Annotated in this window: 12 protein-coding genes; 4 read left to right on the plus strand and 8 right to left on the minus strand. The window is 69.4% G+C overall.

Annotated elements, in window-relative coordinates; genetic code table 11:
* Nucleotides 1-7 precede the first annotated feature (7 nt).
* The 4 genes from LZ017_RS08840 to thiL are packed head-to-tail and all read right to left on the minus strand — an operon-like array spanning nt 8 to nt 3,002.
* Entirely contained in the window at nt 8-946 is a 939-nt protein-coding gene (locus LZ017_RS08840) for a glyoxylate/hydroxypyruvate reductase A (RefSeq protein ID WP_241396249.1), read from the minus strand.
* Between the two features lie 2 nt (nt 947-948).
* Nucleotides 949-1,449, minus strand: a complete 501-nt coding sequence (locus LZ017_RS08845; RefSeq protein ID WP_241396250.1) for a CinA family protein — start codon at nt 1,447-1,449, stop codon at nt 949-951.
* 27 nt (nt 1,450-1,476) lie between these two features.
* A complete protein-coding gene (locus tag LZ017_RS08850; RefSeq protein ID WP_241396251.1) occupies nt 1,477-2,040 on the minus strand; it encodes a phosphatidylglycerophosphatase A in 564 nt (187 codons plus the stop codon).
* Nucleotides 2,037-3,002 (minus strand): thiamine-phosphate kinase, encoded by a 966-nt coding sequence (gene thiL, locus LZ017_RS08855; protein WP_241396252.1) that lies wholly within the window; start codon nt 3,000-3,002, stop codon nt 2,037-2,039. The genes LZ017_RS08850 and thiL overlap by 4 nt, the downstream gene beginning before the upstream one ends.
* Nucleotides 3,003-3,126: 124 nt before the next feature.
* On the opposite strand from thiL, the gene LZ017_RS08860 reads away from it, so the two are divergent.
* The 3 genes from LZ017_RS08860 (at nt 3,127) to LZ017_RS08870 (ending at nt 6,620) form a co-directional block, all read left to right on the plus strand.
* A complete protein-coding gene (locus LZ017_RS08860) occupies nt 3,127-5,421 on the plus strand; it encodes an NADP-dependent malic enzyme (protein WP_241396253.1) in 2,295 nt (764 codons plus the stop codon).
* A 357-nt stretch (nt 5,422-5,778) separates the two neighbouring features.
* Nucleotides 5,779-6,183, plus strand: coding sequence for a ribonuclease (locus LZ017_RS08865; protein WP_277604627.1), 405 nt, complete (start codon nt 5,779-5,781; stop codon nt 6,181-6,183).
* A 41-nt stretch (nt 6,184-6,224) separates the two neighbouring features.
* The gene (locus tag LZ017_RS08870) at nt 6,225-6,620 is read left to right on the plus strand and encodes a barstar family protein (RefSeq protein ID WP_241396254.1); all 396 of its coding nucleotides are present in this window, start codon (nt 6,225-6,227) and stop codon (nt 6,618-6,620) included.
* Nucleotides 6,621-6,879: 259 nt separating this feature from the next.
* Here LZ017_RS08870 and rsmA read toward each other — a convergent pair whose 3' ends face one another.
* Genes rsmA through LZ017_RS08885 form a run of 3 tightly spaced genes read right to left on the minus strand, consistent with a single transcriptional unit; the run spans nt 6,880 to nt 11,340 of the window.
* Nucleotides 6,880-7,650, minus strand: a complete 771-nt coding sequence (gene rsmA, locus LZ017_RS08875; protein ID WP_241396255.1) for a 16S rRNA (adenine(1518)-N(6)/adenine(1519)-N(6))-dimethyltransferase RsmA — start codon at nt 7,648-7,650, stop codon at nt 6,880-6,882.
* Nucleotides 7,647-8,972 carry a peptidylprolyl isomerase gene (locus LZ017_RS08880; protein WP_241396256.1) on the minus strand — a complete coding sequence of 442 codons (1,326 nt, stop codon included), beginning with the start codon at nt 8,970-8,972 and terminating at the stop codon, nt 7,647-7,649. The genes rsmA and LZ017_RS08880 overlap by 4 nt, the downstream gene beginning before the upstream one ends.
* A 10-nt stretch (nt 8,973-8,982) precedes the next feature.
* Nucleotides 8,983-11,340, minus strand: a complete 2,358-nt coding sequence (locus LZ017_RS08885; RefSeq protein WP_241396257.1) for an LPS-assembly protein LptD — start codon at nt 11,338-11,340, stop codon at nt 8,983-8,985.
* Between the two features lie 186 nt (nt 11,341-11,526).
* Here LZ017_RS08885 and LZ017_RS08890 point away from each other — a divergent pair, with 186 nt between their 5' ends.
* Complete coding sequence (locus tag LZ017_RS08890; RefSeq protein WP_241396258.1) at nt 11,527-12,612, plus strand: aminoglycoside phosphotransferase family protein; 1,086 nt, start codon at nt 11,527-11,529, stop codon at nt 12,610-12,612.
* On the opposite strand, the gene LZ017_RS08895 is transcribed toward LZ017_RS08890, so the two are convergent.
* Nucleotides 12,599-13,564, minus strand: a complete 966-nt coding sequence (locus tag LZ017_RS08895; protein ID WP_241396259.1) for a LysR family transcriptional regulator — start codon at nt 13,562-13,564, stop codon at nt 12,599-12,601. The genes LZ017_RS08890 and LZ017_RS08895 overlap by 14 nt on opposite strands.
* Nucleotides 13,565-13,587: the final 23 nt, after the last annotated feature.

Raw genomic sequence — 13,587 nt, forward strand, 5'->3', positions numbered from 1 at the left:
GGGCGGTTCAGTACCCTCGTCCCGTGTCCACCAGGTGCCAGGGCGTCTGGCCGGCGCGCAGCCGCGCCAGGTTGGCGGCGACGACCTCGGCCGCGCTGCGCGGGTCGGTCTGCGCCGCGGTATGCGGCAACACCGTCACGCGCGGATGGCGCCAGAACGCATGGCCGGCCGGCAGCGGCTCCTGCCGGAACACGTCCAGCACCGCATGCCCCAGCCGCCCGTCGTCCAGCGCCGCGAGCAGGGCGACCTCGTCCACCTGAGCGCCGCGCGCCAGGTTGACCAGGGCCGCGCCGCGCCGGAACTGCGCCAGGCGGCTGGCATCGAAGAAGTCGCGCGTCTGCGCCGTCAGCGGCAGCAGGTTGATCACCACGTCGGCCCGGCCCAGCGCTGGCGCCAGCTCGGCGTCACCACTCAGCGCCAAGACGCCCGGCGGCGGCTTGCGGCGACTGCGGCTCCAGCCGCTCACCGCATATCCCTGGGCCGCCAGCGCCTGCGCCACGCGTCCGCCCAGCTCCCCCAGGCCGAGGACCAGCACCTGGCATTCGGCGGCACGCGCCTGCGGTGGCGGCCGCCAGAGGGCCTCGCGCTGCTGCGCCAACACCTGGAAGAAGCCCCGATGCAGTGACAGCGTGGCCCACAACGCCGTCTGCGTCATGGCCTCGTTCATCGCCGGATCCACCATGCGCGCGATAGGCACGCCCGGCGGCAGCGTCGGGTCGTCCAGCAGCCGGTCCACGCCGGCCCACAGCGACTGGATCAGGCGCAAGCGCGGCAGGCCGCGCAGACTGCCCGGCGGCGGGTTGGCCACCACGGCCAGCTCCACCTCGGCGGCACGCGGGGCCTGCGGATCCAACACCCAGTCCTCGCCGGGCAGCGCGGCGCGCAATCGTGCCAGCCAGTCGTCGCGCTGCGCGTCCGACCACTGGCCCCACAGCAGCAAAGCCATGGTCAGCGGTCGCGGTCTTCCAGCGCCTCGCACAGCGCCGTCAGACCGGCGCGCACGGTCTGCAGCCGCACCTCCTGGCGGTCGCCCGGAAACAGCTCCTTCCAGACCCGCACCGGCTGGCGCTCGTGCACCAGCGCCAGCCAGACCGTGCCCACGGGCTTGGCCTCGCTGCCGCCGCTGGGTCCGGCGATGCCGGTCACCGCCAACGCCCAGTCGATCGGCGCGTGGGCCAGCAGGCCGTGCGCCATGTGCGTGGCCACCTCGCCACTGACCGAGCCATGCAGCTCGATCAGCGCGGCCGGCACGCCCAGCAACTCCGTCTTGGACTGGTTGCTATAGCTGACGACGCCGCGCTCGAACCACTGGCTGGAGCCCGCCAGGCTGGTGCAGGCCGCGGCGATCAGCCCGCCGGTGCAGGACTCGGCCGTGCCCATGCGCTCGCGGCGCTGGATCAACGCCAGCGCGATGCGTTCGATCAGCTCGGATTCCTCGGGACAACGCATGGCAGCCTCCTCATCATCGGGGTGGGGTCAGGTCAGGAAATGGCGCGCCAGCGCCATCACCAGCAGCGTACATCCGGCCGCGACCAGGTCGTCGAAGAGAATCCCGAAGCCCTGGACCCAGCCGACGCGCGCGCCGCGCTCGCCCTTGAACAGCCGGTCGGCCCAGCCGACCGGGCCGGGCTTGGCGGCGTCGAAGAAGCGGAACAACGCAAAGGCCAGCGCCTGCCACGCCAGGCCTGCGGGCATCACCAGCCACAGCACCAGCCAGAACGCGATCACCTCGTCCCAGACCACCGCGCCAGGATCGGGCGTGTTCAGATGGCGCGCGGTCACGGTGCAGGCCCACCAGCCCAGCAACAGGCCGCCCGCCAGCACCACGCCCCAGGCAGCGGGGCTGAGCCAGAGGTCCAGCACCAGATAGGCCAGCCAGGCCCACAGCGTGCCCACCGTGCCGGGGGCCTTGGGCGACAGCCCGCTGCCAAAGCCCAGCGCGATCCAATGCGCCGGATGAGACCCCATGAAGCGCGCACTGGCGCGCCGCGGCGCGGTGTCCTCGCGTTCGCCGCCGGGCGGCAGTTCGGTACTGCTCATGACTTGAAGTGGTCGAAGCCGTCCGGCATCGCGGACAGGAACTGGCCCGCCTCGTCCAGCACGCGCAGCCCGGCTTGGGCGTCGATGCAGCCCACGCAGGTGACCGGTGTCGCGCAGGCCGCCGCGGCGGCGCGCACCGCGGCCTGTTCGGCCGCGGGGGCGGTGAACACCAGCTCGTAATCGTCGCCGCCCGCCAACAGGCAAAGCCGTTGCAGGGCCGCCGGCTGCGCGGCCAGCACCTCGGAGCGCGGCAGCGCGGCCAGCGCCAGCGTCGCACCGACGCCCGAGCGCTTCAGCACATGGCCCAGATCGCCCAGCAGGCCGTCCGACAGGTCGATCGCGCTGCTTGCCAGCCCGCGCAACGCCTGCCCCAGCGCCACGCGCGGTTGCGGGCACTCCATCGCGTCGCGCACCCGCTGGAACTGTTCGCCCGGCAGGGCCACGCGGCCGCGGAACATTTCCAGCGCGAGCCGCGCGTCGCCCAGGCGTCCGCTGACCCAAATCTGGTCGCCGGGACGCGCCCCGTCACGCAACAAGGCCTGGCCGCGCGGCGCCTCGCCCATCACGGTGATGCTGATGTTCAGCGGGCCGGCCGTGGTGTCGCCGCCGGCCAGCACGATGCCGTGGACGTCCGCCAGCGCGAACAGGCCCTCGGCAAAGCCGGCGAGAAAGGTCTCGTCCGCCCGCGGCAAGGCCAGCGACAGGAAGAAGGCCCGCGGCGTGGCACCACAGGCCGCCAGATCACTGAGGTTCACCGCCAGGGCCTTGTGGCCCAGGCGCTCGGGCGCCACGGTGGAGAGGAAATGCCGGCCCTCGACCAGCATGTCCGTGGAAACCAGCCACTGCATGCCCGGCGTCGGGCCCAGCACCGCGCAGTCGTCGCCGATTCCCTGGACGACCACCCCGCCTTCGCCGCGGCCAGGGCGCGTGAAGAAGCGCGCGATCAGATCGAATTCACCCATGGCCGCATTGTCGCCCGCCTCGCCCCGGGGTTCGCTCCATGCGCATTCGGCATACGCAGGAACCGCACTGCCGCGATCGCGGAGCGACTCCTACAATCGCCGACCCGCTCTTCAATTGCCGATCATGTCCACGTCCGAACAGAAACGCGCCCAGCTCCGCCAGGCTGCCCTGGAGTACCACGAGTTCCCGACGCCCGGCAAGATCGCCGTCGCGCCCACCAAGCAGCTGGTCAACCAGCGCGATCTGGCGCTGGCCTATTCACCCGGGGTGGCCGCCGCCTGCGAGGAAATCGTCGCCGATCCGGCCAACGCCTTCCGCTACACCTCGCGCGGCAACCTGGTCGCGGTGGTGACCAACGGCACCGCGGTCCTGGGCCTGGGCGACATCGGCCCGCTGGCCTCCAAGCCGGTGATGGAAGGCAAGGGCGTGCTGTTCAAGAAGTTCGCCGGCATCGACGTCTTCGACCTCGAGATTCAGGAAAAAGACCTCGACAAACTGGTCGACGTGATCGCCGCGCTGGAGCCCACCTTCGGCGGCATCAACCTGGAAGACATCAAGGCGCCGGACTGCTTCTACGTCGAACGCAAGCTGCGCGAGCGGATGAAGATCCCGGTCTTCCACGATGACCAGCACGGCACGGCCATCGTCGTCGGCGCGGCGTTGCTCAACGGGCTGAAGGTCCAGGGCAAGGACATCAAGAAGGTCAAGCTGGTCACCTCCGGCGCGGGCGCCGCGGCGCTGGCCTGCCTGAGCCTGCTGGTCAAGCTGGGCCTGCCGCGCGAGAACATCTGGGTGACCGACCTCGCCGGCGTGGTCTACGAGGGCCGCACCGAACTGATGGACCCGGACAAGGCCTTGTTCGCGCAAAAGACCGACGCGCGCAGCCTGCGCGAGGTGATCGCCGGCGCCGACGTCTTCCTGGGCCTGTCGGCCGGCGGCGTGCTCAAGGCCGACATGGTGGCCAGCATGGCGGCCCATCCGCTGATCTTCGCGCTGGCCAACCCCACGCCGGAGATCCTGCCCGAGGAAGTCAAGGCGGTGCGCGACGACGCCATCATGGCCACCGGCCGCACGGACTACCCGAACCAGGTCAACAACGTCCTGTGCTTCCCCTACATCTTCCGCGGCGCGCTGGACTGCGGCGCCACGACCATCACCGACGAGATGGAAATCGCCGCGGTGCATGCGATCGCCGAGCTGGCGCAGGCCGAGCAGAGCGAGGTCGTCGCCGCCGCCTATGCTGGCGCGACGCTGAGCTTCGGCCCCGACTACCTGATCCCCAAGCCCTTTGACCCGCGGCTGATGATCAAGATCGCTCCCGCGGTGGCCCAGGCCGCCGAGGACTCGGGCGTGGCGCTGCGCCCCATCCAGGACTGGGACAGCTATCGAGAGAAGCTGCAGAGCTTCGTCTATGCCTCGGGCACGACGATGAAGCCCATCTTCAACCTGGCCAAGCGGGCCGTGCACAAGCGCGTCGCCTACGCCGAGGGCGAGGAGGAGCGCGTGCTGCGCGCGGTGCAGGTCGTGGTCGACGAAGGCCTGGCGCGTCCGACGCTGATCGGCCGTCCCGCCGTGATCGCCGAGCGCTGCGAGCGCTTCGGCCTGCGTCTGCAGGAGGGCCGAGACTACGACGTGGTCAACGTCGAGCAGGACCACCGCTACCGCGACTACTGGCAGACCTACCACCGCATGGCCGAGCGCAAGGGCGTGACCCAGCAGCTCGCCAAGATCGAGATGCGCCGCCGCCTGACCCTGATCGGCTGCATGCTGCTGAACAAGGGCGAAGTCGACGGCATGCTCTGCGGGACCTGGAGCAACACCGCGATGCACCTGCAGTACATCGACCAGGTCATCGGCAAGCGCCCCGGCGTCAAGACCTATGCCTGCATGAACGGGCTGATCCTCCCCGGACGCCAGGTCATGCTGGTCGACACCCACGTCAATTACGACCCCACCGCCGAACAGATCGCCGAGATCACCATCATGGCCGCCGAGGAGATGATGCGCTTCGGACTGCGCCCCAAGGCGGCGCTGCTGTCGCACAGCAACTTCGGCTCCAGCAACTGCCCGTCGGCGGTAAAGATGCGCGATGCGCTGGCGCTGATCCAGCAGACCGCGCCCTGGCTGGAGGTCGACGGCGAAATGCACGGCGACACCGCGCTGGACGCCAACTACCGCGCCCAGCTGATGCCGCGCTCCACGCTCAGCGGCGAGGCCAACCTGCTGGTGCTGCCCAACATCGACGCTGCCAACATCAGCTACAACCTGCTGAAGACCGCGGCCGGCGGCGGCATCGCGATCGGCCCGGTGCTGCTGGGCGCGGCCAAGCCGGTCCATGTGCTGACGCCGTCCGCCACCGTTCGCCGCATCGTCAACATGACTGCGCTGACCGTGGCCGACGCCAACGCCGCGCGCTGAATCCGGTGCCGCCGGGCCCGCTGCGGACCGGCATCCGCTCGCGCCCGCCGCCCCCTCGAGGGGGCCGGCGGGCGTTTTTTCATGCCCGTTTCCGCTGAGATCTGAGCGGTGTCCCACGACCCGATAGCCGTCGCGAAGGCCCGCTAAGGCCTTGAAGCGCGCTCGGCAATACAAAAGTTTGCACCGGCTCACCAGCGCTGATTTCCGCAGGAATCCCCCGTATACGCCTACTGATTTCAGACAGTAAGCGCATGCTCACATTGCTTCAATATGAGGCAAGAGCAAGCCCCCCGGCTTGAGAAACTTCGGCGCCTTCGGTACCATGAGGGCTTCAGGATTCAGGGTAAACCCGTGTTTTTGCTCGACAAGTCGGCGATCAGGGCCACTTGGCACCGCCTCGGTGCCGCCACGCTGATCGCGGCCACTCTCGCGGCCGGTCAAGTGGCTCAGGCCCGCGAATCGACACCTCGGCAGGACACAGTCGCCTTGTCGGCACTGCCGGCCGAGGCTCAGAACACCTACCGCCTGATCCATGTCGGCGGCCCCTTCCCCTACGACAAGGACGGCTCGGTGTTCGGAAATCGGGAACGCCTGCTGCCGGTCAAGGCACGAGGCTATTACCGCGAATATACCGTGAAGACGCCGAGGGCCCGCAACCGCGGGGCGCGGCGGCTGGTCTGTGGCGGCAAGCCGCCCACCACGCCTGATGTCTGCTATTACACCGACGACCACTACGCCAGCTTCAAGCGCGTGGCGGAGTGAGCGGCGGTGCGGGTTTTTGAACTTTGAGGAGGAACGTGACCATGCTGTTGCAGACCGTCCGTCCCAACATCGTGCAGGCCATCCGGGCCTACAGGGTCGAGGACTTGATGCAAGCCGCTCAGGGCGCGGGCCAGCATTTCCTGTACGCCAGCCTCGCCGACGCCGAGACCAAGCAGGATGTGCTGGAGCAGATCGCCCAGTCCTTTCTATTTCCGGCGCATTTCGGCAAGAACCTGGATGCGCTGTACGACTGCATGACCGATCTGGTCCACAAGTCGGGCAGCCAGCCAGGTTTTGTCGTCGTGCTGGATCAGCTGCCCGACCATGCCCGCTTCGACCGCGAGGCGCGCGAGCAGCTGCTGGATGTGTTCCGGGATGCCGCGGACTTCTGGGGGGAACGAAAAATCCCCTTCCGATGTTTTTATTCTTTTCGGTAGCCCGCTCCCAGGAAAACGGGTCATGGGAGCGGGCGACTGAGGTGGCCCAACAGCCGGTGATCAAAAGCACCAAGACGAATCCGAACCCCAACTTCGGCATGAACATGCCGATGATGTGCAGCGCGTTCGATACCTCGATGTGGCTCAACGCGGCCTGAACGCCGCGCATCGTCCGCCAGACGATGTGCCCCCGGGAAAGAAAAAGCCCTCCGCCGGAGGGCTTTCTTCATGGGCGCGGGAACAGCCGCCTGCGCCTTGATCAGTCCAGGCTCTGCGCCAGCGCGACGAACTCCTGCACCGGCACCTCCTCGGCGCGGCGCTGCAGGTCGAAGTCGCCGCCATAGCCTCGCGCCTCCAGCCAACGCCCCAGGCTGTGGCGCAGCAGCTTGCGGCGCTGCGAGAAGGCGCTGGCCACCAGCTCGCTGAGCAGCCGGGCATCCAGCGCCGCCGGCTCGGCGCGCGGCAGCATGCGCACGATGGCCGAATCCACCCGCGGCGGCGGGTCGAAGGCCTCAGGCGGCACGTCAAACAGCCATTCAACGTCGTAGCGCCACTGCAGCATCACGCTGAGCCGGCCGTAGTCCTTGCCGCCCGGCTCGGCGGCCATGCGATCCACGACCTCCTTCTGCAGCATGAAATGCTGGTCCACCACCTGATCCACGAAGTTCAGCAAATGGAAGAGGATGGGCGAGGAGATGTTGTAGGGCAGATTGCCGACCACACGCAGCTTGCGTCCACGCTCGGCAGCCAGCGCCGCGAAGTCCACCTGCAGCACATCGGACTCGACGACATTCAGATCGCCCCGCTTGCGCAGGCGCGCCGCCAGGTCGCGATCCAGCTCGACCACGGTCAGCGGCTGGCTGGACGCCGGCAGGCGCGCCAGCAGCGGCAGCGTCATCGCCCCAAGGCCGGGGCCGATCTCCACCATGGACTCGTTGTCGCCCGGGGCGATGGCGTCGACGATCGCGTCGATCACCGCGCGATCGGTCAGGAAGTGCTGGCCGAAGCGCTTGCGTGCGACGTGGCTCAATCCAGCCATTCCCGGGTTTCGACGAAGGCGCGGGCCCGCAGGTCCTTGACCCATTCGCCGTAGGCTTCGTCGTACTTGCGTTCGCGCAGCGCGGTGCGCGCCTGCTCGCGCAGTTGCTTGTTCTCCATCACCACGTCGCGACGCTCCAACACCTGGATCAGGTGGATGCCGAAACGCGACATCACAGGCTCGGAGATGCCGCCCAGCGGCAGGGCGTTCATCGCCTCCTCGAATTCGGGCACAAAGCCGCCGGACGAGACCCAGCCCAGGTCGCCGCCGCCTTCGGCGCTGCCGTCCTCGGAATTCTGGCGCGCGATCTGCTCGAAGGTGGCGCGGCCGGCCTCGATCTGGCGCTTGAACTCGCGCATGCGCAAGGCCGCCTGTTCGGCGCTCAGCTGGGCCGAGGGCCGCAGCAGCACATGGCGCGCATGGGTCTGCAGCACCATGTTCAGGGAGCTGCCCTTCTGGCGCTCCACCAGCTTCATCACGTGGAAGCCGGCACCGGAACGCAGCAGCGTCGCGCTCACTTCGCCGCTCTTCAAGTCCTTGACCGCTTCGACAAAGAGGTCTGGCAGGCGGTCCGCCGGACGCATGCCGATCTCGCCGCCACGCGCCTTGTTGGCGTCCTCGGAGACCTCGGCCGCGACCTTGGCAAAATCTTCGCCCGCCTTGACGCGGTCCAGCGCCGCCTGAGCCTTGGCGCGGCGTTCGGCCTCCACGGCGGGCGACGCGCCCTCGGGGACGGGGACCAGGATCTGCGCCACGTTGATCATGGCGCGTTCCTGAGCGGCGGCCTGGCGCTCCTCCAGGTAGCGGTCGATGTCGCCGTCGGTGATGCGGATGCGGCCCTGCACCTCGCGCTCGCGCACGCGCTCGCTCATCAGCTGGTCGCGCAGGTTTTCGCGGAAGCGCTTGTAGTCCATGCCCTCGGCCTTCAGGCGCTCGCGCAGCTGCTCCATCGTGAGCTTGTTCTGGGCGGCCACGTTGCCCACCACGCGATCCAGCTCGGCTTCGTCGACGCGCGGGCCGTTTTCGCGCGCATAGGTGACGATGACGCGGTCCTCGATCAGCGCGTCCAGCGCCTGCTTGCGCAGCAGCTCCGGGTCCGCGTTGTCGCCGCGGCGGCGCGCCTCTTCGCGCAGCCGCTCGACGCGCTGGACCACCTCGCTGGCGGCCACGACGTCGGAGTTCACCACCGCGGCGATGTAGTCGCCGGGTTTCAGGGTTGCCGCCGCAGCCGGCGTCGAGCCCTGGGCATGCACGCTGGCGCCGGCCATGGCCAGCAGGATCGCGGCCGCGCTGGCCAGGCAGTTCTTACGCATCGACAGGAATTCAGTCATTGGTGGCAAACACCGAACGCTCGGAACTCAGCGCGCGGTAACCGGGAATATTGTCTCTCAAGACCTTCAGCGCATTGGAACCCACAGCCGACAGGCCCACCAGCTCCAGTTGCAGCATCAGGCGGGTGTTCGCCTCGGCACGACCGGTGGACAGCCGCTCCACGCCCACGCGCAGGATCCAGCAGCCCGCGTCGTACTCGGCGCCGACGACGGAATCGGTGAGCCGCTTGTCGCGCAGGCTGTACTGCAGACGGCCCGCACCATACCAGGCTCCCTGGCAGGACGAACCGCCAGACGCCGCCTTGCGCTCGCGGCCGAACAACGGCCATTGCCAGGCCAGCTCGAGCTGCTCGCTCTGCCCGCGCGCCAGCCGGTAGGACGCGCTGAGGCTGCGAAACGGCCCCGGCGAGTAGCGCGCGCGCAGCACGGTGCGCTCCAGCTTGCCGCTGGAGGAATTCAGCTGCGCCGAGCTGTCCACCCACCAGGCGTCGTTCAGGTGCGCCGACGCCAGCAGCACCATGTCCGAGAGCTTGGATGTGAGCGGCTTGCCGTCCGGCGTGACGCGCTGCTCGCGCAGCAGGTAGCGCTGCACCAGGCCCAGCCGCAGCTGCTCCTCGCCGCGCTCCTCCTCGATCCAGCGGGTGGTGGCGCCAAAGGCCAGCATGTGCGTATCGGCGACCCGGTCCACGCCGGAGAACTGGTTCTCGGCGAAGACGGAGTCGAAGTTGTAGTCGCGCGCCGCGGCGTCGAAGTTGGGCACCAGGTCCTGATTGCGGTACGCCGTGTTCAGGTACATCACGCGCGGCTCCAGGGTCTGGCGCATGGCCCGGCCCAGCAGGCGCGTGTCGCGCTCCAACAGCCAGCCATGGTCGATGCTGAAGCTGGGGATGGTGCGGCTGATACTGCGCCGGCCGTCCGCCAGCGGCTGGTCCACACGGTAGCTGGCGGCATTGACCGAGATCTTGGGAATCAGCCACCAGGCGGCGCCGCTCATCGGCAGGCTGAGGTGCCCCAGCACATGGGCCCGCTCTCCGGTCTGGGTCTGGTCGCTCAGGCGGCCGCTGGGCAGGTCGAAGCGGTTGTACTCCAGTTCCACGCCGCCCTCGAGCCGGGTGCGGCGCCCCCAGGGCCGGTAGCCGGCCAGCACCACGTCGTCGGCCTGGCTGTTCAGGCGCACGCCGATCTGCGGCGAGCGCTGGTAGGGCGAGGCGAACTGGGCGTCCGTGTCGGTGCCTTGCAGCGGCTGCCAGCGCTGCACGCGGGCATAGGTCTGCAGCTCGCCCCAGCCGAGCTGGAACTCGCGGTGGGTCTGGGCATCCAGGCTCAGCAGGCGCGGCGTGGGGCTGACCATGCGCCGGCGCAGGTCTTTCCAGTACTCGTCGTCGGACACGCGTTCGGACTTCAGCTCGTAGCGCCAGTCCATCAGCTGGCCCTTCAGGTCGGTGCGGAAGTCCCAGCGCGAGCGCCCCATCACGCGGTCGTTGGGCAGCATGGCCAGGTTGAGCTGGCCGGCGTGCTGGGGCTCCAGGTAGCGGAACTCGCCGTCCACGCCAGCGCCGCGGCGCGTGGTGATGAAGGGCGTGACGGTGGCGTCGCGGTTGGGCGCCATGCTCCAGTAGTAGGGCAGGCCCAGCTCGACACCGGTACGGCTGTCCATGTTGAAGTTGGGCGGCAGCCAGCCCGATTTGGGCTGGTCACCGAGCGGGAAACTGAGCGCCGGCGCAGCCAGGATGGGCACGCCGTAGAAGCGCACCACGGCATCGGTGGCCACGCCCTCGCCGGCCTCGAAGTCCAGCTTCAGGCTGCGCGTGACGAGCTGCCAGGCCGGCGTCTCGCCAGGCTCGCGCGGCATGGGGCAGGTGCTGTAGGTCGCGGCGTCGGCGCGCAGGCGTTGCTCGCCGAGGAAGCTCAGGCGGGCAGCGCTGCCGCTGCCTCCGGTGGCCGAGAAGAAATAGGTAGGGCTGGTCAGCTCACCCTCGAAGCGGTCCACGAACAGCGTCAGCTCGGGGCCACGCAGCACCGAGCCGCCCTGGCTCAGCTCCACGCCGCCCTTGGCATGGGCGAGGTCCTTTGCGACGTCATAGCTCAGCGAATCGGCGCGCAGATTCAGGTCGCCATAGCGCAGCTGCACATTCCCGCGGGCCTGGGCGCTGCGGTCGACCTCGCTTTCGGCGCTGTCGGCGCTCAGCACCATGGCCGGGCGCCGCCCTTCGCTCTTCAGCGGCGCGAGCTGCTTGACGGGTTTGAGCTTCAGCGATTCGGCGGACTCCTGCGCACCAGCGGTCGCGCACAGGCTCAGCATCAGCAGGGCCGCCTGGCACAGCGGCGCGAGTCGGAAATGGGGGCTCAAGGCGGTATCGGCAACGGCAGGTGCGGGAACGCACCCGCGAGGTCCGGGCGCAGCGGTTTGTAGAATTCATTATCCACGAGCCCATGCCCGCGCCATGCAGGCATGCGGCCGTCAATGCAACGCCTTGTCGGGCTCATGATGCCGGGCTCCGGCCCACGCCCACCCTCCTGCCTTCGCCACCACCCGATGAACTCTGCCGCCCCGGCCGCCCTCGCCCGTGAGCACCAGCTCCATGCCTGGCTCCAACCCCTGGCCGCCACCCATGGACTGCGGCTGTCCACGCTGGGCCTGGCCAGTGGCGACGCCAGCGTGCGCCGCTACTTCCGCGTCCAGACCGAAGGCGGCCCGTCGCTGATCGTGATGGACGATCCGGCCTCGCCCAACCAGATGGCGCCCTTCGTCACCGTCGGCGCGCAGATGGCCCGCTGCGGCCTGCATGTGCCGGTCCTGCATGCCGTGGACGCGGAGGCCGGCTTCGCGCTGATGGAGGACCTGGGCGAGCAGAGCTATCTGCGGGCCCTGCTGGACGCCCAGCGCCGCGAGGACCGCGCGCTGCCGGCGCGGCTCATGCGCGAAGCCAGCGTCGCGCTGCTGCAGTGGCAGCTGCTGGGCGACGCGAGCCAGCTGCCGGCCTATGACGAGGCCTTCGTGCGCCGCGAGCTGCAGATCTTCGTGGACTGGTGCGTGCAGGGCCTGTTCGGCCGCCAATGGAACGCGCAGCAGCAGGCCTGGTGGGAGCACACGGTGGCCCTGTTGGTGCGCAATGCGCTGGAGCAGCCCCAGGTGCCCATGCACCGCGACTTCATGGTGCGCAACCTGATGGTGATGGCCGACGCGGACGGCCGCCCCGGCGTGCTGGACTTTCAGGACGCGGTCCGCGGCCCGGTGAGCTATGACATGGGTTCGCTGCTGCGCGACGCCTTCATCTCCTGGGACGAGGAGGAGGAGCTGGACTGGGCGGTGCGCTACTGGGAAGGCCTGCGCATGAGCCGACTGCTGGGCGACGGCGACGCGGCGCATCCCATGGCGCAGGACTTCGGCCTGTTCTGGCGCGCGCTGGAATGGACGGTGCTGCAGCGCCAGCTCAAGATCATGGGCATCTTCAGCCGCCTGAAGCTGCGCGACGGCAAGCCAGCCTATGCCGAGGACCTGCCGCGCTTCTTCGCCTACACGATCAAGACGGCCAGCCGCTATGTGGAACTGGCCCCGCTGCTGCGCCTGCTGGAAGACCTGCAGCCGCAGTTCGTGCAGACCGGCTTCAGCCTGCGTTGAGCGGCCCCGGCGTGGCGCTGGGGCAGCCGGCCGCCGCCAGCCAGGGGTCGCGGTCCTCGCCGCCGAAGACCTGGAGCAGGAAGTCCAGGAAGGCGCGCGTGCGCGCCGGCACGAACTTGCGCGTGGGCATCGCGGCCCAGATCGTGTAGTCGAACAGCCGCCATTCGGGCAGCACGCGCTCCAGCGCCCCCTCCATCAAGGCGTCGCCGATCACGAAGGACGGCAGGCCGGCGATGCCGAAGCCGTGCAGCGCCGCGGCGTACTTGGTGTCGATGGACGAGGTGGTCAGCGCGACGCGGCTGGGCGTGCCCTGGAAGTCCTCGCCGCCGGGCACGCAACTCTGGAACAGCAGGCCGCGCTGCAGCTGGGCCACCGGCGGCATCATGGTGTCGTGGGCCTTCAGGTCGCGCGGATGGCGCGGACGGCCGCGCCGGTCCAGGTAATCGGGCGAGGCGCACATGATCACCTCGGTGCGCGCCAGACGGCGGGCGACGAACTCGCCATCCAGCGGCTGGCGGGTGGACAGAATGGTCAGGTCGTAGGCCGCGTCCAGCATCTGCACCGGCCCCAGCGCATCCAGCTCCAGCGTCACATGCGGGTGCTGCTCGCGGAAGCGCGGCAGGTGCTTGGCCAGCTGGTGCACGGCGATAGCCGGCGGCAGCAGCACGCGCAGATGCCCGCGCGGCTCGTTGGTGGCGGCCGAGGCCAGGGCCTCGGCCTCCTCGATGTCGCTGAGGATGCGGCGCGCGCGCTCCAGATAGGCCTCGCCGACATCGGTGAGCGACAGCCGGCGCGTGCTGCGGTGGAGCAGCCGCGCGCCCAGATGCTCCTCCAGCTCGCTGATCAGGCGGGTGACCACCGCGGGCGCCAGGTCCAGCGCGCGCGCCGCGCCGGCCAGACTGCCCTGGTCGATCACATGGCTGAACACGCGCATCGCGCGAACCTGGTCCATGCCTGCGCTCCGCGACGGGGCCT

The sequence above is a fragment of the Pelomonas sp. CA6 genome (assembly GCF_022549225.1).
Lineage (GTDB): Bacteria > Pseudomonadota > Gammaproteobacteria > Burkholderiales > Burkholderiaceae_C > Roseateles.

Coding starts and splice junctions, on each gene's coding strand:
- LZ017_RS08840 (WP_241396249.1), bottom strand. CDS start 946: ATGGCTTTGCTGCTGTGGGGCCAGTGGTCGGACGCGCAGCGCGACGAC.
- LZ017_RS08845 (WP_241396250.1), bottom strand. CDS start 1,449: ATGCGTTGTCCCGAGGAATCCGAGCTGATCGAACGCATCGCGCTGGCG.
- LZ017_RS08850 (WP_241396251.1), bottom strand. CDS start 2,040: ATGAGCAGTACCGAACTGCCGCCCGGCGGCGAACGCGAGGACACCGCG.
- thiL (WP_241396252.1), bottom strand. CDS start 3,002: ATGGGTGAATTCGATCTGATCGCGCGCTTCTTCACGCGCCCTGGCCGC.
- LZ017_RS08860 (WP_241396253.1), top strand. CDS start 3,127: ATGTCCACGTCCGAACAGAAACGCGCCCAGCTCCGCCAGGCTGCCCTG.
- LZ017_RS08870 (WP_241396254.1), top strand. CDS start 6,225: ATGCTGTTGCAGACCGTCCGTCCCAACATCGTGCAGGCCATCCGGGCC.
- LZ017_RS08880 (WP_241396256.1), bottom strand. CDS start 8,972: ATGCGTAAGAACTGCCTGGCCAGCGCGGCCGCGATCCTGCTGGCCATG.
- LZ017_RS08890 (WP_241396258.1), top strand. CDS start 11,527: ATGAACTCTGCCGCCCCGGCCGCCCTCGCCCGTGAGCACCAGCTCCAT.
- LZ017_RS08895 (WP_241396259.1), bottom strand. CDS start 13,564: ATGGACCAGGTTCGCGCGATGCGCGTGTTCAGCCATGTGATCGACCAG.